At 45.9% G+C, this 25,407-nt stretch carries 24 protein-coding genes; 9 read left to right on the top strand and 15 right to left on the bottom strand.

The window, feature by feature from the left end; translation table 11 throughout:
• Positions 1 to 288: 288 nt before the first annotated feature.
• The 3 genes from hemG to BCT11_RS22775 are packed head-to-tail and all read right to left on the bottom strand — an operon-like array spanning position 289 to position 2,959.
• On the bottom strand, positions 289 to 822 hold the full coding sequence (gene hemG / locus BCT11_RS22785; RefSeq protein ID WP_038870256.1) for a menaquinone-dependent protoporphyrinogen IX dehydrogenase: 534 nt from the start codon (positions 820 to 822) through the stop codon (positions 289 to 291).
• Positions 823 to 831: 9 nt separating this feature from the next.
• Entirely contained in the window at positions 832 to 2,289 is a 1,458-nt protein-coding gene (locus BCT11_RS22780; protein WP_102389344.1) for a TrkH family potassium uptake protein, read from the bottom strand.
• Positions 2,290 to 2,335: 46 nt separating this feature from the next.
• Complete coding sequence (locus tag BCT11_RS22775; protein ID WP_102389343.1) at positions 2,336 to 2,959, bottom strand: YigZ family protein; 624 nt, start codon at positions 2,957 to 2,959, stop codon at positions 2,336 to 2,338.
• A gap of 268 nt (positions 2,960 to 3,227) precedes the next feature.
• On the opposite strand from BCT11_RS22775, the gene fadB reads away from it, so the two are divergent.
• From fadB to BCT11_RS22760, 3 genes are all read left to right on the top strand, one after another.
• Entirely contained in the window at positions 3,228 to 5,399 is a 2,172-nt protein-coding gene (gene fadB / locus BCT11_RS22770; RefSeq protein ID WP_102389342.1) for a fatty acid oxidation complex subunit alpha FadB, read from the top strand.
• 14 nt (positions 5,400 to 5,413) lie between these two features.
• The gene (gene fadA, locus BCT11_RS22765) at positions 5,414 to 6,589 is read left to right on the top strand and encodes an acetyl-CoA C-acyltransferase FadA (RefSeq protein WP_102389341.1); all 1,176 of its coding nucleotides are present in this window, start codon (positions 5,414 to 5,416) and stop codon (positions 6,587 to 6,589) included.
• A 266-nt stretch (positions 6,590 to 6,855) separates the two neighbouring features.
• On the top strand, positions 6,856 to 7,836 hold the full coding sequence (locus BCT11_RS22760) for an MDR family oxidoreductase (protein ID WP_005426044.1): 981 nt from the start codon (positions 6,856 to 6,858) through the stop codon (positions 7,834 to 7,836).
• Between the two features lie 72 nt (positions 7,837 to 7,908).
• On the opposite strand, the gene BCT11_RS22755 is transcribed toward BCT11_RS22760, so the two are convergent.
• Both BCT11_RS22755 and BCT11_RS22750 read right to left on the bottom strand, forming a co-directional pair.
• Positions 7,909 to 8,850 carry a LysR family transcriptional regulator gene (locus BCT11_RS22755; protein ID WP_038870249.1) on the bottom strand — a complete coding sequence of 314 codons (942 nt, stop codon included), beginning with the start codon at positions 8,848 to 8,850 and terminating at the stop codon, positions 7,909 to 7,911.
• A 168-nt stretch (positions 8,851 to 9,018) separates the two neighbouring features.
• Entirely contained in the window at positions 9,019 to 9,201 is a 183-nt protein-coding gene (locus BCT11_RS22750) for a hypothetical protein (RefSeq protein WP_005458692.1), read from the bottom strand.
• A gap of 132 nt (positions 9,202 to 9,333) precedes the next feature.
• Here BCT11_RS22750 and tusA point away from each other — a divergent pair, with 132 nt between their 5' ends.
• The gene (gene tusA / locus BCT11_RS22745; protein ID WP_005426051.1) at positions 9,334 to 9,582 is read left to right on the top strand and encodes a sulfurtransferase TusA; all 249 of its coding nucleotides are present in this window, start codon (positions 9,334 to 9,336) and stop codon (positions 9,580 to 9,582) included.
• Positions 9,583 to 9,626: 44 nt separating this feature from the next.
• On the opposite strand, the gene BCT11_RS22740 is transcribed toward tusA, so the two are convergent.
• Entirely contained in the window at positions 9,627 to 9,887 is a 261-nt protein-coding gene (locus BCT11_RS22740; RefSeq protein WP_038870244.1) for a hypothetical protein, read from the bottom strand.
• Positions 9,888 to 10,046: 159 nt separating this feature from the next.
• A complete protein-coding gene (locus BCT11_RS22735) occupies positions 10,047 to 10,601 on the bottom strand; it encodes a TMEM165/GDT1 family protein (RefSeq protein ID WP_039977908.1) in 555 nt (184 codons plus the stop codon).
• 483 nt (positions 10,602 to 11,084) lie between these two features.
• Here BCT11_RS22735 and glyQ point away from each other — a divergent pair, with 483 nt between their 5' ends.
• The 5 genes from glyQ (at position 11,085) to BCT11_RS22710 (ending at position 18,559) form a co-directional block, all read left to right on the top strand.
• Positions 11,085 to 12,002 carry a glycine--tRNA ligase subunit alpha gene (gene glyQ / locus BCT11_RS22730; protein ID WP_039977909.1) on the top strand — a complete coding sequence of 306 codons (918 nt, stop codon included), beginning with the start codon at positions 11,085 to 11,087 and terminating at the stop codon, positions 12,000 to 12,002.
• A 13-nt stretch (positions 12,003 to 12,015) separates the two neighbouring features.
• Complete coding sequence (gene glyS / locus BCT11_RS22725) at positions 12,016 to 14,082, top strand: glycine--tRNA ligase subunit beta (RefSeq protein ID WP_102389340.1); 2,067 nt, start codon at positions 12,016 to 12,018, stop codon at positions 14,080 to 14,082.
• 217 nt (positions 14,083 to 14,299) lie between these two features.
• The gene (locus tag BCT11_RS22720) at positions 14,300 to 16,384 is read left to right on the top strand and encodes an alpha-amylase (protein WP_102389339.1); all 2,085 of its coding nucleotides are present in this window, start codon (positions 14,300 to 14,302) and stop codon (positions 16,382 to 16,384) included.
• A gap of 117 nt (positions 16,385 to 16,501) precedes the next feature.
• A complete protein-coding gene (locus tag BCT11_RS22715; protein ID WP_042605528.1) occupies positions 16,502 to 17,182 on the top strand; it encodes a response regulator transcription factor in 681 nt (226 codons plus the stop codon).
• Positions 17,183 to 17,191: 9 nt separating this feature from the next.
• Positions 17,192 to 18,559 (top strand): ATP-binding protein, encoded by a 1,368-nt coding sequence (locus BCT11_RS22710; RefSeq protein WP_102389338.1) that lies wholly within the window; start codon positions 17,192 to 17,194, stop codon positions 18,557 to 18,559.
• Here the strand turns inward: BCT11_RS22710 and BCT11_RS22705 are convergent.
• The 8 genes from BCT11_RS22705 to BCT11_RS22670 are packed head-to-tail and all read right to left on the bottom strand — an operon-like array spanning position 18,556 to position 25,400.
• Positions 18,556 to 19,191 (bottom strand): OmpA family protein, encoded by a 636-nt coding sequence (locus BCT11_RS22705; RefSeq protein WP_102389337.1) that lies wholly within the window; start codon positions 19,189 to 19,191, stop codon positions 18,556 to 18,558. The genes BCT11_RS22710 and BCT11_RS22705 overlap by 4 nt on opposite strands.
• 11 nt (positions 19,192 to 19,202) lie before the next feature.
• Positions 19,203 to 20,531 carry a pilus assembly protein TadG-related protein gene (locus BCT11_RS22700; RefSeq protein WP_198593987.1) on the bottom strand — a complete coding sequence of 443 codons (1,329 nt, stop codon included), beginning with the start codon at positions 20,529 to 20,531 and terminating at the stop codon, positions 19,203 to 19,205.
• A 1-nt stretch (position 20,532) separates the two neighbouring features.
• Positions 20,533 to 21,102 (bottom strand): tight adherence pilus pseudopilin TadF, encoded by a 570-nt coding sequence (gene tadF / locus BCT11_RS22695; protein WP_042605532.1) that lies wholly within the window; start codon positions 21,100 to 21,102, stop codon positions 20,533 to 20,535.
• Positions 21,077 to 21,562 (bottom strand): hypothetical protein, encoded by a 486-nt coding sequence (locus BCT11_RS22690; protein ID WP_054757018.1) that lies wholly within the window; start codon positions 21,560 to 21,562, stop codon positions 21,077 to 21,079. Before BCT11_RS22690 ends, tadF begins: the two co-directional genes overlap by 26 nt.
• Positions 21,552 to 22,316, bottom strand: a complete 765-nt coding sequence (locus BCT11_RS22685; protein WP_042605534.1) for a secretion protein — start codon at positions 22,314 to 22,316, stop codon at positions 21,552 to 21,554. The genes BCT11_RS22690 and BCT11_RS22685 overlap by 11 nt, the downstream gene beginning before the upstream one ends.
• Positions 22,309 to 23,196: a type II secretion system F family protein gene (locus BCT11_RS22680; protein WP_052479012.1), complete on the bottom strand. Its 888-nt coding sequence runs from the start codon at positions 23,194 to 23,196 to the stop codon at positions 22,309 to 22,311. The genes BCT11_RS22685 and BCT11_RS22680 overlap by 8 nt, the downstream gene beginning before the upstream one ends.
• Positions 23,196 to 24,113, bottom strand: a complete 918-nt coding sequence (locus BCT11_RS22675; RefSeq protein WP_042605535.1) for a type II secretion system F family protein — start codon at positions 24,111 to 24,113, stop codon at positions 23,196 to 23,198. Before BCT11_RS22675 ends, BCT11_RS22680 begins: the two co-directional genes overlap by 1 nt.
• A gap of 3 nt (positions 24,114 to 24,116) precedes the next feature.
• On the bottom strand, positions 24,117 to 25,400 hold the full coding sequence (locus BCT11_RS22670; RefSeq protein ID WP_038870222.1) for a CpaF family protein: 1,284 nt from the start codon (positions 25,398 to 25,400) through the stop codon (positions 24,117 to 24,119).
• Positions 25,401 to 25,407: the final 7 nt, after the last annotated feature.

The following is a 25,407-nucleotide window of genomic DNA, read 5'->3' as shown; positions in this document are numbered from 1 at the left end:
GTCTATATTGTTAAAGAGCTTTCCTATTGAGCTTTGCTCAAATCGGACGGCCATTTTAGCGAGTTAAAGTTTAGTGTCAATCACTTTTTTCAAACTTTCTTTCAAGCGTTTCCGCTTGGCTAATTGGCTTGCTAACTTGGCTTTCGTTTCTTTCGAAGCGTTGCCGTGTCAGCGAGGTGGCATTATAGAGATTGCGATCACATTGGCAAGCCCTTTTTCACCTTTTTTTTGACTTTTTTACCGTTCGGATAAATTTGCGTCAAAAGCGGTCAAAAAAGCACGTTATTTCTACAGTTCTTTGAATTTATCTGCGAAAAGAGCCACTTTTTCCCAATTGGTGTATTCCACTTCTTTGGTCGTATCGGTTTCGCCACCCGTCATCGACATAATGAACTTAATCATCGTTTTGTCGAACCAACCATAACGTGGGTAATAAAGAGCACCAGCAAAAACACCGATTAAGGTTGGTTTCCAAGGTGACTTAATTAGGAACTTACGAATGTAAGCGCTGCCTTCTGGCGTATCCTTTCCTTGGTCTTCTTTACGAGCGGTTAGGTTTACGCAGAAGAACGCCACTTTACTTTGTTCAAGTTGATTGAGGTTTCGCTCAATAAACTGGTACAGCTTCTTATTAAGATGACCATAACGAATAGACGCTCCAATCAATACCCTGTCGTATTGGCTAAAATCAATCGTCTCAACATTATGATTATGTAAATCCACCAACTCACATTCGAAGTCTGTTAGCTTCTCATCTATATAGTGGAGAATTTTTTTAGTCTGCCCTTCACGGGAGGAATATAGAAATAATGCTTTTGCCACGATTTCCCCTTAACTACGCCAAAACGTCGGCGTAAGTAGAATAAGTAAGGTAAAGATTTCCAGACGACCAAACAACATAGAAACAATCAATACCCATTTTGCTTTGTCGTTCACATCGCCAAAGTGAAGCGCTACTTCACCCAAGCCTGGGCCTAAGTTGTTGAGCGTTGCTGCAACCGCCGAGAATGCGCTTAGCTCATCCATCCCGGTCGCAATCAAGCCCAACATACAAACCACGAATACCAAAGCGTAAGCAGAGAAGAATCCCCAAACCGCATCTACAACTCTTTGCGGTAGTGCACTGCCACCCACTTTGATGGTGTAAACCGCACGAGGGTGCACCAAACGCTTCAGCTCACGCGCACCTTGTAAGGTCAGCAATAAGATACGGATCACTTTCATACCGCCGCCAGTCGAACCAGCACAACCACCGATAAAAGAAGAGAACAACAACAGCACTGGTAAGAATAATGGCCAATCAGCAAAGCCGGTTGTGGTAAAGCCTGCCGTAGTTGAGATGGACACGGTCTGAAAAAGCGCTTGATCGAATGCATCATAGGTTGAGTCGTAAGAATGGTGATTCAACAATAATAAGAAGCACACCAAGAACAAAACAGCTTGTATAAAGATGAACGCGCGGAACTCTGGATCTTTCCAATAGTATTTAGGATGCACGCCGCCAGACGCAAACGCAGCGAAGTGCAAAGAATAGTTACATGCCGAGATTAACAAGAAGACAACAGTAATCATGTTAATCGCATAGCTATCGAAATAGCCCATGCTGGCATCGTACGTAGAGAAACCACCGATAGCAATAGTTGAGAAGCTATGGCTAATAGCATCAAATGGCGTCATACCGGCCAACCAAAATGCCACGGCACATGCGATCGTCAGACTTAAATATATATACCATAGCGCTTTAGCCGTTTCGGCAATACGCGGCGTCATCTTAGTATCTTTGACTGGTCCTGGGATTTCTGCACGATAAAGCTGCATACCACCGATACCAAGCACAGGTAGGATTGCAACGGCTAATACGATGATCCCCATTCCTCCAAACCACTGTAGGAGCTGGCGGTAAAACAAGATTGCTTTGGGTAATTCATCAAGTCCAACGATAACTGTCGCGCCAGTGGTCGTTAAAGCAGAGAAGGATTCAAAAAAGGCGTCAGTCACAGATATATTTGGGTTATCTGAGATAAGAAAAGGGATCGAGCCTGCGCTGCCTAGTACTGTCCAGAAAAGAACAACAATAAGAAAGCCATCACGTGCTTTTAACTCGTGTTTATACCTGCGGTTTGGGAACCAACATATCCCACCACACAATAGAAGTACGAAGAAAGTCGTGACAAAAGGTACACCCGCACCATCTCGATAGATGAGTGCGACCAATGCTGGCGCGAGCATTGTGACACTAAAAAGCGCGAGCAATAGCCCGACGATTCGAATAATTGAACGAAATTGCATGGATTAATTGACTAGCGAAGCTGTCCCTGTGGCTTCCTATATTTCATTATTGTACGTCTATAGGGGTGACAATTGCCTTTGCACCGCTTTTGTTGATGATAGTTTGGGTAAAGGCGCTCACTTCACGTAGCTCAATTTCCAACACTAATACCACCTGATCGCTGTACTCAGCTTCAACTTCAACCGCACCAAACTGGGGCATGATCGACTGTGCGATAGGCATAAAACCATAGTCTAACTCTAGACGGAGTTTTGTGGTTATTTTTTTCTCAATTGTTTGAAGCAGCTTGAGCGCTTGTTGCACACCGCCACCATAAGCTTTCACCAAACCACCCGTGCCTAACTTAATGCCACCAGAATATCGAGTAACAACAGCTGTGAGTTCTCCTACACCAGAACCAGACAATTGAGCTAGGATCGGTTTTCCGGCTGTCCCCGATGGTTCTCCGTCATCGCTAAACCCCCACTTCATCGAATCTTCTGGTCGACCCGCAACAAATCCCCAGCAGTTATGCCTTGCATCAGAGTGCTTGGTTTTGATCTGCTCTACGAACGCCTTTGCAGCCTCTATGTTCGGCGTATGAGCCAAATAGGTAATAAAGACGCTCTTTTTGATTTCTTCTTCAAATTGAGCAGGCGCGGCAGGGATAAGATAAGGCAGGTCATTCATAGGATTAGGTCACTTTTCTCTTTGTCCAAAGTCTATCACGAGAGGTAATTGTGAGTCGCATAAGATCTGCCTTAGCGCACAATGTTAAACACTTGTTTAAAAAATGTATTGAAATTAACCAATCCGAAGTCCAAACTAACTTCACTGGTCTAACCAGAACTATAAATAAAACGACTTTCCTCTATATCTATTTGTTGCCTTACAGGCGCTCAGCCCGCATCAAATCGGTATACAGACAATCCAAGATTGTATGTCATGGAGATAGACAATGATTTACCAAGCCGAAACCCTACAGGTAAAGGAAGTACAAGATGGTATTGCAGAACTAAGCTTCTGCTCTCCAAAATCCGTTAACAAGCTCGACCTAGCGACACTAGAGTCACTCGACAAAGCCCTTGATGCACTAAAAGCGCACCAAGGACTGAAGGGCTTGATGCTCACCTCAGATAAAGACGCGTTCATTGTTGGTGCTGACATCACCGAATTCTTAGGTCTTTTTGCCAAGACAGACGCTGAGCTCGATCAGTGGCTGCAATTTGCTAATAGCATCTTTAACAAGCTGGAAGACTTACCCGTCCCGACGATTTCGGTACTTAAAGGTCACGCGTTAGGCGGCGGCTGTGAGTGTGTGCTTGCAACTGATATGCGAATTGGTGACAAGACCACCAGCATCGGTCTACCAGAAACAAAACTGGGCATCATGCCGGGCTTTGGTGGTTGTGTACGTCTGCCACGTGTTATTGGCGCCGACAGCGCAATGGAAGTGATCACTCAAGGTAAAGCGTGTCGTGCGGATGAGGCATTAAAGATTGGTCTTCTTGATGCGGTTGTCGATAGCGACGCACTTTACGAGTCAGCACTACAAACACTGACATCGGCAATCAACGAAAAACTAGACTGGCAAGCTCGTCGTAAGCAAAAAACGTCACCACTGACGCTAAGTAAACTCGAGTCAATGATGAGCTTTACCATGGCGAAGGGTCTAGTGGCTCAGAAAGCCGGTCCTCATTACCCAGCTCCAATGACTGCCGTTATTACTATTGAAGAAGGCGCTCGCTTTGCTCGTAACGAAGCATTAGACATTGAACGCAAGCACTTCGTAAAACTGGCTAAGTCTGAAGAAGCAAAATCACTGGTTGGTTTGTTCCTTAACGACCAATACATTAAAGGGCTTGCGAAAAAATCAGCTAAGTCAGCAAGTAAAGACACGCAACGTGCGGCTGTGCTTGGTGCGGGTATCATGGGCGGCGGCATCGCTTACCAATCTGCACTAAAAGGCGTTCCGGTGTTAATGAAAGACATCGCGCAACCTTCACTCGACTTAGGCATGACTGAAGCATCTAAGCTGCTAAATAAACGCTTGTCTCGTGGTCGCATTGATGGCTTTAAGATGGCTGGTATTTTAGCGTCTATCACACCAAGCTTACATTACGCAGGCATCGAAGAATCAGACGTGATTGTTGAAGCTGTAGTAGAAAACCCGAAAGTAAAAGCAGCAGTGCTGAGTGAAGTCGAATCGCATTTAGGTGACGACACGGTTATCACCTCAAACACCTCGACGATTCCTATCAACCTATTGGCAAAATCGCTGAAACGCCCAGAAAACTTCTGTGGCATGCACTTCTTCAACCCAGTGCATCGTATGCCTCTCGTGGAGATCATCCGTGGTGAACATACGTCTGATGAAACCATCAATCGTGTTGTTGCCTACGCAGCGAAAATGGGCAAATCACCAATTGTCGTCAATGATTGCCCTGGGTTCTTTGTAAACCGCGTATTGTTCCCATACTTTGGCGGCTTCAGCATGCTACTTCGTGATGGTGCTGACTTTACGAAAATCGACAAAATCATGGAGCGTAAGTTTGGCTGGCCGATGGGACCTGCATACTTGCTCGATGTTGTTGGTATTGATACCGCCCACCACGCACAAGCCGTGATGGCGCAAGGCTTCCCTGAGCGCATGGGCAAACAAGGTCGTGACGCGATCGATGCGCTGTTCGAAGCAGATAAATACGGCCAGAAGAATGGCAATGGCTTCTACAGCTACACCATTGATAGAAAAGGTAAGCCTAAGAAAACCTTCTCTGAAGAAATCTTGCCAGTACTCGCTGACGTTTGTGCCGATAAACAGGACTTTGACGAGCAGACCATCATTCAACGCATGATGATTCCAATGATCAACGAAGTGGTACTGTGTCTACAAGAAGGCATCATCGCCACTCCACAAGAAGCGGATATGGCACTGGTTTACGGTCTTGGCTTCCCTCCATTCCGCGGCGGCGTATTCCGCTACCTAGATAGCGTAGGTATTGCCGAGTTTGTTGCCATGGCAAAACAATACTCGGATCTCGGTGCAATGTACCAAGTACCACAGATGCTGATTGATATGGCGGCGAAAGGTGAAAGCTTTTACGGTGCACAACAGCAAGGTTCTATCTAAGGAGGGATGCTAAAATGACTAATCAAACAAGAAATGTTGTCGTAGTCGATTGTCTACGTACTCCAATGGGTCGCTCTAAAGGTGGTGCTTTCCGTCATACGCGAGCAGAAGATCTATCCGCACGCCTAATGAAGGGGATTCTTGCACGTAACCCACAAGTAAACCCAAGCGAGATTGAAGATATCTACTGGGGCTGTGTACAACAAACCCTAGAACAAGGCTTTAACGTGGCACGTAATGCGGCGCTACTTGCTGGTCTACCAATTGAGATTGGCGCCGTGACGGTTAACCGCTTGTGTGGTTCATCAATGCAAGCGCTTCACGATGGTACACGTGCCATCATGACGGGTGACGCTGAAATCTGCCTAATTGGTGGTGTTGAGCACATGGGACACGTACCAATGAACCACGGCGTGGACTTCCACCCTGGTATGTCAAAGACAGTTGCAAAAGCAGCAGGCATGATGGGATTAACCGCTGAAATGCTTGGTAAGCTACATGGCATTAGCCGTGAGCAACAAGACGAGTTTGCCGCGCGTTCTCATGCTCGTGCACATGCAGCAACCGTAGAGGGTCGTTTTAAAAACGAAATCCTACCGATTGAAGGCCACGCAGCAGACGGCACGCTATTCACTCTAGATCACGATGAAGTGATTCGTCCTGAAACATCCGTTGAAGGCCTATCTCAACTTCGTCCAGTATTCGACCCTGCTAACGGCACAGTAACAGCCGGTACATCATCGGCTCTGTCTGATGGTGCATCAGCGATGTTGATCATGAGCGAAGAGAAAGCCAATGAGCTTGGTTTGAAGATTCGTGCACGCATCAAAGGCATGGCCATTGCGGGCTGCGACCCTTCTATCATGGGTTATGGTCCTGTACCAGCGACACAGAAAGCACTTAAGCGCGCAGGTCTTTCAATTGAAGACATGGATGTGGTTGAGCTAAACGAAGCATTTGCCGCTCAATCTCTGCCATGTGCTAAAGACTTGGGTCTGCTTGATGTTATGGATGAGAAGGTCAACCTTAACGGTGGTGCGATTGCATTGGGTCACCCACTTGGTTGTTCTGGCTCACGTATCTCGACTACGTTGATCAACTTAATGGAAGCGAAAGACGCAAAATACGGCCTAGCAACCATGTGTATCGGTTTAGGTCAGGGTATTGCAACGGTATTTGAACGACCATAGTTTGTCTAAGAGAAACTAGGTTGTAGTGATCAATCCAGCAATCACGAGCAAATGAACCAATACTGAAAATTTTTAGTATTACACTTAAGGGCGGCATCTGATGTCGCCCTTTGTTTTACGCCAAATATTGCTTACATGCACAAAAAGCATACATTAAATGCTCAAGTTTCATTTTATTCATAGACAAAGAAGACATACACTTAGCAGCAGTTGATATCTTGCTGCATGTGACCCAGAGTCACGCTACCGCACAATCGGAGAACCTTATGTTTAATGCTCTAGTTCTAAATCAAGAAGACAAACGTACTATCGCTAACATCGAGCAAATCGATGAAACACAACTTCCTGAAGGCGACGTTCTGATTGACGTTGATTACTCATCGTTGAACTACAAAGACGGCCTTGCAATTACAGGTAAAGGTAAAATCATCCGTAACTTCCCGATGGTGCCGGGTATTGACCTAGCAGGTACGGTAGTAAGCTCAGAAGACGACCGCTACCAAGCAGGCGACAAAGTTGTTCTTACTGGTTGGGGCGTGGGTGAAAACCATTGGGGCGGTATGTCTCAACGTGCTCGTCTAAAAGCGGATTGGCTAGTACCACTACCAAAAGGTCTAGACAGCAAGAAAGCAATGATGGTGGGTACTGCTGGCTTCACTGGCATGCTATGTGTTCAAGCACTGCTTGATGCAGGCATCAAACCTGAAAATGGCGAAATCCTTGTAACAGGCGCAAGTGGCGGTGTTGGCTCAGTAGCAGTAACGCTTCTAGCGCAGCTTGGCTACAAAGTTGCAGCAGTAACAGGTCGCGTAGAGAAAAACGGCCCACTACTAGAAAAACTTGGTGCTAGCCGCATCATCGACCGCGTTGAATTTGAAGAGCCAGCACGTCCGCTTGAAAAACAAGTATGGGCAGGTGCGGTTGATACCGTAGGCAGCAAAGTACTAGCAAAAGTATTGGCGCAAATGGATTACAACAGTGCAGTTGCAGCTTGTGGTCTTGCAGGTGGCTTCGATCTACCGACGACAGTAATGCCATTCATCCTACGTAACGTTCGTCTACAAGGTGTGGATTCTGTTTCATGCCCATTTGAAAAACGTACTGCAGCATGGGAAAAATTGGTTGAGCTACTACCAGACAGCTACTTCGAGCAAGCTTGTACTGAGGTAGAACTAGCTGAAGCACCAAAATACGCTGAAGACATCACAAACGGTCAAGTAACTGGTCGCGTGGTTATCAAGCTATAAGCGTTAACCCTTCGATAGAATAAATGAAGCCGGTCATTGCCCGGCTTTTTGCTATTTCGATTATCGGAAAAATTAGTCCAATCCCATATCTTCAATTCGCTTAGCAATAAGACGACTACATTCTTCACGAACCACTGCACGCAACCATTCTTGAGCGGGAGAGTGTTCGCAACGTGCGTGCCAAATCATCGAATATTCAAACGGCGTGAATTGGAATGGTAATGGCTTCACTACTAAGTCATAGCGATCAGCAACCAAGTACGCTAAATCGGCAGGAACCGTAATAATAATGGGTAAAGTATCAATGATCGCCAGTGCGGCCTCTAAATGGTAGGCACGAAGCACCATTTTACGTTTTGGCTTTTCCATCAAGGCTTGTTCAATCAGCGCCTTTACCCCATCACTGATAGCAATCATTGCATGCGGGTAACTTAAGTAATCGTCTAAGCTCATCTCTTCATTCGCCAAAGGGTGTTGCTTAGAAAGCATACATAACACACCCACTCGACCAAGTACTTCACTTCGCAAAGGCTCTACTGGGCCAGTTGGACGACAAATCGCTAAGTCCGCGCCTTCATAAGTTAACTGATCAGACAAACGGTCGTGCTGCATCGGCAAAAAGTTAAATGAAACATTCGGCGCTTCTTGATAGATACGTGGTAATGCGAAAGGCAGAATGGTCTGCATCGCATAATCCGTCGTGGCAATATTAAAAGTTTGATCACAGCTACGCGGGTCAAATTCTCGTGGAGACAGTAATTGGCGCAGTGATTCCAAAGGCTCTCCCAAAGAGCGATCGATTTCCAACGCCTTTTGCGTCGGTATTAAGTGCTGGCCTTGCCGTGTAAATAACGGATCGTCAAGCAAATCACGCAATCGACCGAGTACGCGGCTCATAGCTGATTGGCTTAAATTGAGACGCGTTGCTGCCTTGCTAACACTGCTTTCTTCGATCAACACACGTAATGCGACCAATAAATTCAGATCTCGACGATAGATGTCTTCTAATTCCACGATTTGCCACTTAACATGTAGGGGATTTAGGTAAATTGTACTCTTCAGGCAAAAAAAATCCCGCCTTTCAGCGGGGAAGCCCAAGAAAAATGGGGATAGTGTCGGAATGAAGTGTCGTTAAACTTGGTGAGCGTATATATCAATAGGTTTCGATTACAGCAAGAAGTGCTAATTTTCTTGCTCTGATGCACCTGACCATTTGTGCATCTCAATCCAAATCCCGATAATCGTTGCACTCATGCCTGCAAGAGGCATCAATGAGGTTTCAGCTGGCGTTCTAAGCACTAATGCACAAAACGAGATGAAGCATAAAACCGAATAGATGGTCAGTCTGTCTAACGCTGTTAACATCGTCTCCCCTTGCCAGTTGTTACCGAATTGTTAATTTAAAGTAAATCAAAAAATTCGGTTTGCCAAGTGGTTATTGAATATTTTTTCAACGAAAGTAAAATTCACCGCTCAGTTAGTTACGAGAATCACATTATGAGTTTTAATCCTGAACTGGCGACAAAAACCTTAGAGGCGGAAGGATTACGCTGCCCAGAGCCAGTGATGATGGTCAGGAAGACAATTCGAAACATGCAAGATGGTGAAGTATTGCTAGTGAAAGCAGACGACCCATCAACAACTCGAGATATCCCGAGCTTCTGCCGATTCATGGATCACCAGTTGATAGCGGCACAAACGGAACAGCTTCCATACCAGTACCTGATTAAGAAAGGTTTGGAATAATCTCAGCAAGATCAAAAACGGCAGCCAAAAGGCTGCCGTTTGTTTTATTCATCGTATTCTAAAGTGCGAACTTCTGATTGTAGCTTATTCAATTGTTGCTTCATCGCACGCATTTCTTCATGCATAGGAATAATGTGAGCTACCCGAATCCACGCTTCCACCGTCAAACCAGTGAGAATGAAGGACCCTGCCACAATTGGCAACCACATATCAGTCAGCACCATAGCTAACAAGCACAGCGCTAAACCAAAGGTGAATAAATAACTCTGACTCTTTGGGGTCATACCCATGTAACGTGTAAGCATAAACTTGCCCTCTCGCTATCATTCACACCATTAAATTACCATGACAAGTATGACACTAATATGTCATCCGTCACGGTCCTGAATGATTTTGAGCCAGAGTTTGAACTTGTGCATTACTCGACTAGTTATTGATAATTCACACCATTTACGGACAAGAAATCAGAATAACGCGGCACCAATAGCCAAAGCAACAAATAGGAATGCAGTTACTTTACGAATGGCTCCAAGAGGCATCTTGTCGGCGGATAATTTACCAATCAAAACAACAGGCACATTGGCCAATAACATACCGATCGTCGTACCCAGAATTACCCAGCTCAATGCATCGGCGTACTGCGCGCCTAAAATAGAAGTGGCAATCTGAGTTTTATCGCCAATCTCAGCAACAAAGAAAGCAATAAAGCTGGCAATAAAAGGACCGCGATTGGATATCTGCTCATCATCATCCAATTTATCTGGGATCAACACCCAAGCCGCCATGGCGACAAAACTGACCACCAGCACCCATTTGAGAACCCCAGGCGAAAGATAATCGGCCACCACCACACCCAACCATGCAGCCAAAGCGTGGTTGGCAATGGTTGCCAAGAAGATTGCTGCAATAATAGGGATCGGTTTTCGGTAACGACTGGCAAGTAATAGAGATAGCAATTGGGTCTTATCGCCAATTTCTGCTAACGCTACAGTAGTAATTGAAATAGCTAAAACGCTCACGACATGCTCATTGGGGCGGGATTATTATATTTAACCTAAGACAAATCTCACGCCCCACCCCGGTTAGTGATGATTTGTCTAAGGTCTTGCTAAACTCATCGGGTTGATGAGTCTCGAGCGCCATGGTGATTTTGCACCAATTATGTTGACGAACGAACCAGATGAAACAGACATTTCATCGGGTAAGCTACTCCCCAAAGACAGGCGCAATTCTAGCCATGTTTCCCCATCACTTCAAGAGTGAAAGACAGCGAAAACTCCCTTTTAGGAAAAATTCAGCAGATAACGCGGTAAAAATCTATTAAAGGAGAAAATTGCCCACGAATTAATCAAGATTAGCTCTACTCCCATGCTCAATATCTGGGTATACTTGATTGTTAATTTATTCAACCGTAATTACTTTGAATCGCCATTGTTGAGGCAAGAAAACCCAACAAAAGAGACGAATTCACGAGTAATAAGAGAATCGCGCGAACCTGACTTATGCAAAAATACGATATCAAAACCTTCCAGGGAATGATCCTCGCGCTGCAGGATTATTGGGCTCAGAATGGTTGTACCATTGTTCAACCACTAGATATGGAAGTTGGTGCGGGTACCTCTCACCCAATGACCTGTCTACGAGCACTTGGCCCAGAGCCAATGTCTACAGCTTACGTACAACCTTCACGTCGTCCTACTGATGGCCGTTATGGTGAAAACCCTAACCGTCTTCAGCACTACTACCAATTCCAAGTAGCGCTAAAACCATCGCCAGACAATATCCAAGAGTTGTACCTAGGTTCTCTAGAGGTTCTTGGTGTCGACCCACTTGTTCACGACATCCGTTTCGTAGAAGACAACTGGGAAAACCCAACACTAGGCGCTTGGGGTCTAGGCTGGGAAGTTTGGCTAAACGGCATGGAAGTAACTCAGTTTACTTACTTCCAGCAAGTTGGCGGCCTTGAGTGTAAGCCAGTAACTGGTGAGATCACTTACGGTATCGAACGTCTAGCAATGTACATCCAAGAAGTAGACTCTGTTTACGATCTAGTTTGGAACATCGCACCGGACGGTAGTGCCGTGACTTACGGTGATATCTTCCACCAAAACGAAGTAGAGCAATCAACTTACAACTTCGAGCACGCAGACGTTGAATTCCTATTTGGTTTCTTCGAACAGTGTGAGAAAGAGTGTAAAGAGCTGCTTGAGCTTGAAAAGCCACTGCCATTACCTGCTTACGAACGCATTCTAAAAGCGGGTCACGCATTCAACCTACTAGACGCACGTAAAGCGATCTCAGTAACTGAACGCCAACGTTACATCCTACGCATCCGCAACCTGACTAAAGCAGTTGCAGAAGCATACTACGCATCGCGTGAAGCTCTTGGCTTCCCAATGTGTAAGAAAGAACAAGCGTAAGGGGTAGAGTAACATGGCAAAAGAATTTCTAATCGAGCTAGGTACAGAAGAGCTACCACCAACGCAACTTCGCACTCTAGCTGAAGCATTCGCAGCAAACTTAGAAGCAGAACTAAACGGCGCAGAGCTTGCTCACGAAGGCGTGAAATGGTTCGCGGCTCCTCGTCGTCTTGCACTTAAAGTAGCAGCACTAGCAGACAGCCAGTCTGACAAAGTTGTTGAAAAACGTGGTCCTGCGGTTTCTGCAGCGTTTGACGCGGAAGGCAACCCAACAAAAGCAGCTCAAGGCTGGGCACGCGGCTGTGGTATCACGGTTGACCAAGCGGATCGCATGGTTACAGACAAAGGTGAATGGCTACTGTTCAAACAAGAAGTGAAAGGTCAGCCAACGTCTGAGATCGTAGTTGAACTTGCAGCGAAAGCACTAGCAAACCTACCTATCGCAAAACCAATGCGCTGGGGTAACAAAACGACTCAATTTATCCGTCCAGTGAAGACGCTAACCATGCTAATGGGCAGCGACCTAATCGAAGGCGAGATCCTTGGTGTCGCTTCTGACCGCACTATCCGTGGTCACCGCTTCATGGGTGAGCAAGAGTTCACTATCGATTCTGCTGAGCAATACCCTGCGATCCTAGAAGAGCGCGGTAAAGTAATGGCAGATTACGAAGCGCGTAAAGCAATCATCCTAGCTGACGCACAAAAAGCGGCAGCAGCGGTTGGCGGTATCGCTGATCTAGAAGATGACCTAGTAGAAGAAGTAACGTCTCTGGTTGAATGGCCAGTAGTACTAACAGCGAAGTTCGAAGAAGAGTTCCTAAAAGTGCCTTCTGAAGCGTTGGTTTACACCATGAAAGGTGACCAAAAATACTTCCCTGTTTACGATGAAAACAAGAAGCTACTACCTAACTTCATCTTCGTATCGAACATCGAATCAAAAGAGCCTCGTTACGTAATCGAAGGTAACGAGAAAGTAGTTCGCCCTCGTCTTGCTGACGCTGAGTTCTTCTTCAACACAGACCGTAAGCGTCCGCTTATCGACCGTCTGCCTGAACTAGAGCAAGCGATCTTCCAAAAGCAACTGGGTACGATCAAAGACAAAACAGACCGCATCACTGAACTTGCTGGCTACATTGCTGAGCAAATCGGTGCTGACGTTGAGAAATCAAAGCGTGCTGGTCTACTAGCAAAATGTGACCTAATGACCTCAATGGTATTCGAATTCACGGATACTCAAGGTGTTATGGGTATGCACTATGCTCGCCACGACGGTGAAGCAGAAGAAGTTGCAGTGGCACTGAACGAGCAATACATGCCTCGTTTCGCAGGTGATGAACTGCCATCAAACGGTGTTTCAACTGCAGTTGCAATGGCAGACAAGCTAGACACTATCGTAGGTATCTTCGGTATTGGTCAAGCACCTAAAGGTTCTGATCCATTCGCACTACGCCGCGCATCTTTAGGTGTACTACGTATCATCGTTGAATACGGCTACAACCTAGATCTTGTTGACCTAGTAGCGAAAGCGAAGTCACTGTTTGGCGACCGTCTAACCAACAACAACGTTGAACAAGACGTTATCGAATTCATGCTTGGTCGTTTCCGTGCTTGGTACCAAGACGAAGGCTTCAGCGTAGACATCATTCAAGCAGTTCTAGCGCGTCGCCCGACGAAACCAGCAGACTTCGACCAACGTGTTAAAGCGGTTTCTCACTTCCGTGAACTAGAAGCGGCAGAGTCTCTAGCAGCAGCGAACAAGCGTGTAGGTAACATCCTAGCGAAATTCGACGGCGAACTAGCAGCAGACATCGACCTAGCACTTCTACAAGAAGACGCAGAGAAAGCACTAGCAGAAAGCGTTGAAGTAATGACAGAAGCGCTAGAGCCAGCATTTGCTACAGGTAACTACCAAGAAGCCCTAAGCAAGCTAGCTGACCTACGTGAACCAGTTGACGCGTTCTTTGATAACGTAATGGTAATGGCAGACGACGAAGCACTTAAGAAGAACCGTCTGACACTATTGAACAACCTGCGTAACCTGTTCCTTCAGATCGCAGACATTTCTTTGCTTCAAAAGTAATTCATTACTCTTAGAAGTGATTAAGAAATAAGTAAAAGGGAAGCAGGTGCTTCCCTTTTTTGTTGCCTTCAAACCGATGAAGGTGAAGCTTATTATTCATTTTGTGAACAAGACTAAAATTTGTAGGGTGAGACGCGTCTAACTTGTTGGTGTAGAGCTCGGATTGTAGAGGCACAGTTTTGCTATAACTGGACTGTTTATTCGGGGGAAGGACACAATGAAAAAAACAATTCTCGCACTCTCTATCGGTCTACTGAGCGCCTGCAGCCAGATTCCAGAAAATGCCATCGTATTAAGCGTTGGTGATGATACCGCTGTTTTTGAGGAAAACTCACAAGGCTTACTTGTCGCCGAGCAAAAACTCGAAAAAGGCAGTTATACCTTTACCATTGCTGACAGCAAGCAAAGCTGTGGCAGTAGCTTTGCTCTAGCAGAAGAAAATCGCATCAAGTTCAATCGTCCATTAAAAATGGATAACTGCGTCACTGATGCACAAATGCCGCTGCGCATCTTCAAAGCCAATACCTATCAATTTACGCTCAATCCAACCACCAACGAGCTAACGGTCAAAATCAAACCAAAGCAGAGTCAAGACATCACCTACTCTTGCCCTGTCGCAACTGACACGCCAAAAACCATCAATGTTGCTCAAACCTTTAATGATGGCACTGTCGTTCACGATGCCTTAACCGGACAAGAAGCCACAGTCACCAATGGCAGCGTCACCATGCAGCCGGGTCCTATGAGCCAAGGTCTATTGCTGCTAGAAGAAGTTGAACAGCAAGCCGACAAACCGTTCAGCTGGGATAACGCGACGGTGTACTTCGTCATGACCGACCGCTTCTACAATGGCAACCCAGATAATGACAACAGCTACGGTCGCAGCAAAGACGGAAAATATGAGATTGGCACCTTCCACGGTGGTGACTTAGCGGGTCTGACGAAAAAACTCGATCACATCGAATCACTTGGTGTCAATGCTATCTGGATAACCTCACCACTGGAACAAATCCACGGCTGGGTTGGCGGCGGCGATAAAGGCGACTTTAAGCACTACGGCTACCACGGCTACTACCATCAAGATTGGACCAAGCTTGATGCCAACATGGGGACCGAAGATGAACTCAGAACCTTCGTCGATACCGCCCATAAGAAAGGCATCCGCGTGATTTGGGATGTAGTCATGAACCACACAGGTTATGCGACATTAGCAGACATGCAGGAATTCGGCTTTGGTCAGCTTTACCTAGATGACCAAGAAGCTAAAGAAGTCCTTGGTGAAAAATGGACCGACTGGCAGCCAAAATCAGGACAAAGCTGGCACAGCTTCAACGATTACATCAAATACGGTGATAGCAAAGCGTGGGATAAATGGTGGGGCAAAGATTGGATCCGCACCGACATTGGTGACTACGATGCTCCGGGCTACAACGACATCACCATGTCTTTGAACTACCTACCGGATCTCAAAACCGAATCGACTCAGAAAACCGGATTACCAAACTTCTTCCGCAATAAAGACACCAATGCGCAAGATGAGCTGCAAACTCCGCGTGAGCATCTGATTACCTGGTTATCCGATTGGGTGCGCGACTATGGCATTGATGGCTTCCGCGTTGACACTGCCAAACACGTTGAAATGGAAGCGTGGGCAGAGTTGAAAGCCAGCACCACCCAAGCGCTTGCTCAATGGAAGCAAAACAACCCGGACAAAGCCTTGGATGACCTACCTTTCTGGATGACGGGTGAAGTGTGGGCACACAGCGTAGTGAAGAGCCCATATTTCGATAACGGCTTTGATTCCATCATCAACTTCGAGTTCCAATCTGACATGGCACCAAAAGCGCTGAAGTGTTTCGCTCAACTTGATGGTGATTACCGCCGCTATGCAGAACGCATCAATACCGATCCTGAGTTCAACGTGTTGAGCTACTTGTCTTCACACGATACACAGCTGTTTTGGTCAGCACGCAGCCGAAGCTTTGATGACCAAGCACGTGCCGCGAATGCACTGATGCTTGCTCCCGGAGCAGTACAGATCTATTACGGTGATGAGATCGCCCGTGATTTTGGCATTACTGGTTCAGATGCTCACCAAGGCACACGCTCAGATATGCCATGGGATAAGATTCATGGCGAACGTGAAGATCTACTGCAACATTGGCAAAAGTTGGGCGAATTCCGTAAACGCCACCCAGCGGTTGCTCAAGGTAAGCACATCACTCGCAACCAAGAAGGTTACTACGCATTCGAGCGCCAATACCAAGACGACAAGGTGCTGATTGTTTACACCGGTGAGTAACTTGCTCAGCAACAAGAATGTGGTGAATTAACAAGGTTTAAAGGGAGGCATCGCTTCCCTTTTTTTTGTTGAATGCTAAGGTTAATCCAATTATGAAATCCATTGATTAGGTTGTTCATGTTAGTCGTACTGGTCGAAGACAACGAAATTCTCAATCACCATTTAGCTTCGCAGCTCAAAGATCGTGGCAATACGGTATATGCCGATAAAACCGCATCCGCTTGCTTGCAAACCATTCAAAAACACCCCAATGCAGATGCCATGATCATTGACCTTGGCTTGCCAGACTTTGATGGGATTACGTTAATAAAACAGATCCGCCGCAAAGAGATTAATGTACCGATCTTAATATTGACCGCTCGTGGAGATTGGCAAGATAAAGTGGAGGGGCTGAACTCTGGTGCTGATGACTACCTCACCAAACCATTTCAGTTTGAAGAATTAATGGCTCGCTTAGAAGCACTTGTCCGTCGTTATCAAGGCTTCTCCACCAACACCATAAATGCAGGTGAGGTAACGTTAGATACTCAGGCGAAAAGCATAAGCTATGCAGACAACGTACTGGATCTCACCGCGTTGGAATATCAAATCTTTGAGTATCTAATCCGTCACCGCCAAAAAGTCATATCCAAAGAGCAGATTGCTGACTCACTCTACGATGCCGGAGAAAGCGTACAACTGAACAATATCGAAGTGATCATCTCGCGTCTGCGTAAAAAACTTGCTGTACATACTGATGACAAAATCATTAGTACCATCCGTGGCCAGGGTTATCGCTTTGAGCTAGAGGCTAGGTAGAGGCGCTTAATGTTAACAACAAGATTTCGCAGACAAGTTGTCATAGCATCAATTGTTTTGACGGTAGCGGTAGGCTCACTACTTGGGCTAATGGGTTATCAATACCAAAAAAACCGCATACTGATTCAGTATGCGGTTGAACTAACTAATGATTTACCTTCATTCCTTGCTGAAATATGGAGCTCAAACCTTCTCCCTCCATTCGAACAATGGCAAGACAGCTACGCAAATAGCTCCGATAAATTCTCCATGGTGATCTGCGACAAGAAAAATAATGAGCTCTGGCGCTCTATTTCTCCAAGCGCTTTTCATTCCTTATCTGAACTCGATGGAGTAAAACTCAACGACCTATGTCGTAGCGATGCGCTTTCACTGAAAATTGGCTCAATAAAAATGATAGCGCTTAACTCAGGTTCACATGTACTACTTCACACTATTGGCTTATCTGAACAAGACAAAATCCCTGGTGGGCGCTTAATTTCCATAAAAAAAATGGATCAGAGCATTAAGCCCATTGAGCAACTTAAGTGGAGAATCATAAAGTTTGCCCTTTTAGGGACTCTGATAACATTAATTATTGTGTATTTACTATTTACCGTTGGTTTCAAACCATTGAATACACTGAAAACTGAACTATCAGAGATTAAAGCTGGTAAACGAACGAGATTAAACGATCAGTACCCAGAAGATCTGCAAAGTATTACTAGAGCGCTTAATGAACTTATGTTCCAGCAACAAGAGAACGAGCAGCGCTATCGCCGCGCATTAAACGACCTCGCACATAGCTTGAAAACACGAGTCGCAGTATCCCAAGCATTGTTAGATGATATTGAAGAAGGCAAAATTCACGATATCAACCAACAGCTATTGGAAATGGATGATGTGATTCAAGGCCAACTCAAGCGTGCATCATTGGGTGTGAAAGGGATTGTAGAAAATACCACTCCAATCAAACCTATCCTCAATAGCCTGCTGCTGATGTTTGATAAAGTCCATATAGATAAAGGTATTCGCGTCGAACAGTTTATCAATAATGATCAGACTCTGCCGATGAGTAAAGCGGATGTGATGGAAGTGTTTGGTAACGTATTGGAGAACGCGTACCGCTATGCCAAAAAGCGTATCGATGTGTTCATCAACAATACCGAAGAAGGCATTATCATTACCTTTAACAACGACGGCCCTGCAGTGGATGAGTCGATAAGCGACACTTTATTTAAACGCGGTGTGCGTGCTGATGAGCAAAACCCAGGAACAGGATTAGGTTTGGCGTTGTGTGATGAGATTGTACACAGCTACAAAGGTGCTATTTGGTTTGAGACACCAATTGACCCATCCATGGGTGCAAGCTTAAAGATACTATTACCTTACCGTTAGCCTTGCGTTGGCAAGCTAATATCAACACGGCGATTTAACTCGCGCCCGTGAGTATTTGCATTACTGCTCACTGGGTGCGTTTCGCCATCAGAGCGTGAAGTGGACACCACTTCATCATACCCTTCAAGATATTGACCCACAGCGTTCGCACGCTTTAAGCCAAGCGTTAGGTTGTACCCATTACTCCCCTTCGCATCCGTATTGCCAACCACCAACAATGAAGATTGAGGTCGTTGTTTCAGTTGCTGATTCAACTCAGTGAGAATGAACTTCGATTGAGCATTTAAACTCGCTTTATCAAACTCAAACAGCACTCGGGCAGCAAACTCGCCCTGCTTATTCTCTGTTAGTTGTGCTCGACTCAATAAATAAGTCGCACAGGATTTATCAATACCAGCCTGTTCCAGCTGAGACAGTAACATGGGTTCAAGAGCACTCTGTTCACCATTAACGGTAATTTGCATAAAGGGGCCTTGATGGTATCTCACTTCCGTTTGATGCCCAAAAGACACCGATTCTTGATACTGATTCTGCCCTTGCTGGCAATAGTAATACAGCGCTTGATTAGTGTTATCTTGTGCAAATGATGGCACAGATAAGCTCACGGCTAATGCCAGAATTAACTTGTTCATTGTATTGCTCTCTACAAGGTTAGGTGACCGACTTCTTCGGTAATCAGCGATAAGATTTGATTCAATATGTCGTCGGTATTTTCTGCTTTGTAGACGTTATCCACCCCGACACAATTACGTAAGCCAACATTGGCATCCAGCTCATAATCAAAACCAATAACCGACATACTGGCCGTCATTTGCTCGCCATCTGGCGTCTTCATTCCTTGACTAACGCCATTCACAACATTGATGGAGTCACTAGTATTATCTGCCGTCACTTTGCCGCCATTAATCATATTGAGGATGTTGGTACACATACCGCGATCCACGAGTTCTTCGGTTTGCCCTGCATAGTGATTAAAATCTTCACCATCGGACAAAATAATGATCAACTGCTTGGGGTTCTTTGCTAGTTGAGTGACGATTTGTCCTGCTCGAATAATGCCTTGCAGCGAGGCCGTACCACCGGAGGCTTTAAAGCTATTCACCTGACGAGTAAAGCTATTAAAGTCCGTGGTATAGAAAATGTCATAGAACTCCGCTAAATCATCTTCATTTGGGATACGCTTCGCTGCTCCCTTAACCACAAATTGGTTGTTAATGGTCTTTTGCGGGTAAAACGTATCGTCTTTGTCCCAACCATCTGCGTCATACTTAGTGATGCGTTGATCGCGAATAATCAGCTTATTGTTATTGCCTGTATTGATAGTGCGGCGGTTGAATCCCGTGATAGCAACTCGATGTGGATGCTCAACGTTTAAGACATTGTATTGCTCTAATTCATCGGTTACTTTTTCGATGATGTCTTTCAGATCTTCGATTTTGGTTTTCTTACCACCACTCCAGGTTTCATTCATCGAGCCAGAAAAATCGACGATAAAGGTAATATCGACAGGCTGACCTTGATAACGTCGTGCTTTCGAGCTTCCAGTAACATCGAATGTTTCACCAAAACCAACAATCACACCCTGCCCAGGAAACCAAGATTCGTGACGAGTTCGCCCCGCAACACGATACTCAAAATAACGCGCTTGCCCCTTTGATAACCCAGCTTGGCAATCCGGCATCTCATCACAAGACAAACGCTGCACGTTTAGGTTCTCAATACCTTCAACGTCATACACATAGTGCTCAATGTAGTTCTGCGCCAACGTGTGATTTTCTGAATCTTCTGCAGAAACCGCCAGCACCGCTGCTTCTGCCGCCTCTTCTAAACGGGCTTTAGTCTGTAATGCCCTCGCTCCGTCTGAGCCCAGCATGAAGACACCAAAAAGGATGGGAATGATCATGGCGAATAACATGCCGACATGACCGCTTTGTTTTTTCAAACTAGAGTATCTTTGAATACTATGTGGCATGTTACCTCCCTATCACGACAGCATCAGATTCAACTCGAGTGAACTCAACACCCAACAAACTGCCAATCCAATTGTCGGTTTCATAGCAAACAGAAACATGATACAGCGGCATTTGACGACCTCGGTTACTCACCACAGACAATGAACTCAATGAACTGATGCCTTCCCCAACTTGGCAATCTATCGCGCCACGTTTTTCAATAATCACTGGGTTGGGTTTATCCACAGCGGCGAAGCTTAACTCTTCAACTTGTAAGCCATACTGACTGGTTTGAAAGTTCCCGAACGTACGCTCCAATGAATGGCGAATGATGGTATCGACATCGTCAGCTTCTTCTTTTGAAAGCTCATAATCCGCACCATAAAGCTGGGTACGCTCTTTCACCACATTCACTAACGAATAAGTTAATCGATCCAACTTACCTTTCACTGATAGCTTAATAATCACATCACCACTAAATGCCAACAGTAAGCTGAAGAAGATACCAACAATGGCAAACTCAATACTGAAAGTGCCACGTTGCTTGCTCTGCCCTCGACAGTAATTAAATTGCAAATTGGGAGCGTTCATATTCTTGTACCACCACCATTTCTCGGCTCATCGTGCTTTGTAAGCCCAGAAAGTAACTGAAGATTGGTTGAAAGTTGTAATCGATGTGATATACAGCCAAGGCCGCATTCTCTGCATCACCGCATTCTCTGCTGGCTTGTTCCGGTGCTAACTTGCATTGCTCGGTATAAGCAGTGAGAGATTCGATGTTATCGAGGTATTGGATGGAAACGCGAAAACGCTCCACATCCACCGCGGTATTCCAAATACTGCCCTCTCGATTCAGCACGGCTTGCACTGTTTGCATGTAGTCGTCATTACGTTTTTTAGCGGTGCGTGAGATCTCTGAAATGGTCAGATCGTTGATGGCTGAAATGTAAGACATATAGCTCATTTCAACCCACGCCATGCACATCAGCCAGAAAGCGAAGAACCCAATGGCAAACTCAATACTGGCAACACCACGTTGCTTAGCTTTCACGGGTAACCTCTGTTAGAGCTCGCTTTTTCTGTTTCGCTTTCAACGGGTCATAACCGCGCAAAGCACGATAAATATTGTCGATCTGGTGGTTACTGTACTTCTCACTCAATACTTGTTTAACGAACTCATACTGACCTTCTTTGGCCATACTCAACGTCAGGTTGGCCATCACTTGCTCATCCGCTTGACCGTTTTTGTAAAGAGGCAGGAGACGCTGAATCGCCTGTTTGTATTGCCCCTCTGCAATATCAAGGACCGCAAGATTATTGTTGACCGTTACTCCATCAAAGAAGTGTTCGCGTGAACGTTCGAAATAACGGCGAGCCAAGTCATATTGGTAGTTATAGCCGTAGTAAGTACCAAGCAAGTTTTCAGCTTCCGCATTGGTCTCTTCAAGCGCGAGTGCCGCTTTTGCACTGCTAATCGCAGCAGGGTATTGCGCCAATTCACCATAGGCTTGTGCCTGGATTAACAAGGTATCGACACTCGTTGCTGATTTATTGGTTAATGGCTTGATATAAAACAACGCTGATTCGGCATCACCAAGTGCGAGATAGCTTTGCGCCAGCTTCTCACGCACCTGCGCATCATCGCTTTGTTGAAGCTGCTGTTTGTACAAGGTCACTAATTGAGTGTGATTGTTGGTTTTCTGGTAAATGGCTTCTTTCGAATCTTGTTGTTGCCACGCTTGCTGGGTAGAACTGCACGCTGCGAGCATTGCTGGTAACAAACAAATCAGGATTTTTTTAAACATGGGACATCATCCTCATCACCCCCGGAGCGGTGATTACAAAAACAAGTGGAATCAAGATAAAGACAATCAATGGGATCGACATCTTGGCCGCCAACTTCCCTATTTGCTCTTCAAGCTCCAACATCTGCACTTCACGGATATCTCCGGACAATGTCGTCAACATGGTGTAGATGGATGAGCCGTGCTGCATGCTCTGGGTTAGTGTCAGCATAAAACTGCGCATCTCAGACGATGGCACTTGCTGATACAGCTCTTGTAACGCACGCTCCATACCCACAATGCGGGCACGCTGGTTGGTGTTATCCAATAACTTGCCCAACTCAGGGTTAAAACTTTGAATCTCTATCGCCAAGTATTTCAACGACGCTTCAATCGACATGCCGGTCTGAACACATATCGCCATAAGATCGATTAAATAGGGTAAGCTGCGGCTGATACGTCGTTGGCGATTGGTCTTACGAACTTCAAGCCACATATCAGGCAATAGAATCACTGCCATCGCCCAAGCAGCAGCAAGAGCAACCCAATAGTTGGTTGCGATATCTAACGTGAAGACCAACACGGCAATCAACAACTCCCCAAGCAGCAAAGCCGCATACTTTAATGGCGCAAACCAAGTGGCAGCATTGGGGTTATCAATCCCAGCGAGGTGTAAACGCTGTGACAAACTCGCATCTCGCTTCTCTACTAAGTTCGATAACGGGGATAGGATCGACTCTAGTCTTGATGCTTCTTGCTGATCACCTTTGTGTTGGCGCACGATTCTTGCCACTCGGCGTTGATAGCCGAAGTGGTTAAGCATCCAGTAAATAAGCAGGAGTACGCCGAAACTGACACCAACGAGAGAGAAAAACAGCCAAAACATCGTTTGAGTCATCATTACTTCACTCTCTTCATTAGTGCCCAAATGATCGCCATACCAATCGCTTCGCTGATCACTAAGTAATAAAGCAGCGGACGACCTTCTGGGTTGAACATCACGAACTCAAAGTTCTCTGGACTTAAAAACTGCAAGATAAACAGAAAGAAAAATGGCGTCGCCGAAACGATTTTTGCTGAAATTCGCGCTTCAGACGTCAGGGCAAATTTCTTTCGCTCGACAGCTCGAGCTTCAAACATCTGGCGATTCAAACGCGTCATGATTTCTTTCAACTGACCACCGCGCTGCATATTAGCTCGCAGTGTAATCACGAAGAAATGGAAGTTCGGGTTTGGAAAACGCAGACAAGATTTACGAAACACCTCATCAATTGACTCGCCCATTTTTAGACGCTCACCCATTAACTTGAACTCACGTCCGACTTCACCCTCGAGATTGTCACCCACGTACATGATGCCGCGGCCAATGCTCTCTCCTGCACTGATGGCGCTTGCCAGCATATTCAATGCATCCGGAAAGGTTTCATCAAACTGCTTTTGCTCACGCTTCTGTAGCCATTGATAACCAAACCACCAGCCAAATAGCACCGCAAAGGGCAATAACTCATAAACCGCAAAGCGAGTGAATGTGCTATTCACTACTAAAGCCAGCACAATGACCAACATGGTATAGAGCATGATTTTAAGCAGAGCAAAGCGGCCCAATTGGCGCTTTAGGTTATCCCAGCGTGTTTTCAAACCTTGGCGTAAGCTTCTGTCTGACAAACTAGCAACGTTCACCGCTTGGCGAGTAAGCCTTGTCTCAACACGGTCGCGTTTTTGATACTGGATGAGATAACTATCAAGATGCTTGTTCTTTTCACTCAACAAGGCGACAGCGACCAAAGCAATGCCACCGATTAAAATGAACCAATACATGCCTTACCCCACTGCTTCAATCGCACTGATGGTGTCAGCGAGATCTTTGTCCACTCCGTAGAAACGTGCTTTTTCAAACAAAACTGAGCGGCTCATGACACCCGTCGTTTCATAACGGCCGGTAATTTTGCCTTCGTAATGATGCGGATCAGATTGGAAGCAAAACAATTCTTCAAGCACAACGTTTTGCCCTTCCATACCAATCACTTCCGTAATACTCATCACTTTGCGAGAACCATCGTGAAGGCGATTGACCTGTATAATGAGGTCCACTGCACTTACCAAAGAGCGGCGTATCGCCTCTAGTGGCAGGTTATTGGTTGCCATCATGACCATGGATTCCACTCGGGCAAGGGCGTCACGTGGGCTGTTAGCATGCAGCGTCGACATCGAACCATCGTGGCCTGTGTTCATCGCTTGCAACATTTCAAACGCTTCAGCACCACGGCACTCACCAACAATGATGCGATCTGGACGCATACGCAGCGAGTTAATCATTAGATCGCGTGAATTCACTTCACCAGAGCCTTCGATGCCTGCTGTTCGAGTTTCCATACGAACCACATGAGGTTGAAGCAATCGCAGCTCAGCAGTGTCCTCAATCGTCACTACTCGTTCACCTTGCGAGATGTATTGAGACAATGCATTCAACAACGTTGTTTTGCCCGATCCTGTACCACCGGCGACAAGAATGTTCAGGCGACAACGCGCAGCCAATTGCAGCAACTTCGCCATTTCAGGGCTCAATGCGCCAAATTCAACTAAGTCAGCAAAGCCAATGCTTTCCTGCCGAAACTTACGAATCGATATTGCAGTGCCATCAATGGCAATTGGCGGCAGGACGATATTTACGCGGCTGCCATCTTCTAAGCGCGCATCACACGTAGGTGACGATTCATCAACACGACGACCGACACGACTGGCAATACGTTTCGCGATATCTGCGAGTTGCTTTTCATCGAGAAAGTGCACATCCGCTTGTTGTACTAAACCAAAGCGCTCGACATACACTTGCTGGTGGCCATTGATCATGATGTCGGTGATGGTGTCGTCATCCATCAGGACCTGAAGCGGTCCCAAACCTACTAACTCGTGAATCATACTGACGACGTATTCACTTCTCGCCAGAGAAGAAACTGATAGCTGGTCGCGACTGACCAACATATCGACCGCGTTACTCAACTGACGCTCTAGGTCACTTTTCGATAAGCTTTCTAGTGCAGATGCATCCAAGGCATTAAAAATTTGGTCACGCAGATGGATGTAGGTTTGTTTAGAATGTTGCATTCCCTAC

The organism is Vibrio sp. 10N.222.52.B12, from assembly GCF_002875385.1.
Lineage (GTDB): Bacteria > Pseudomonadota > Gammaproteobacteria > Enterobacterales > Vibrionaceae > Vibrio > Vibrio jasicida.
The sequence above is the reverse complement of the archived record's forward strand: the minus strand, read 5'-3'. Positions and strand labels throughout refer to the sequence as shown.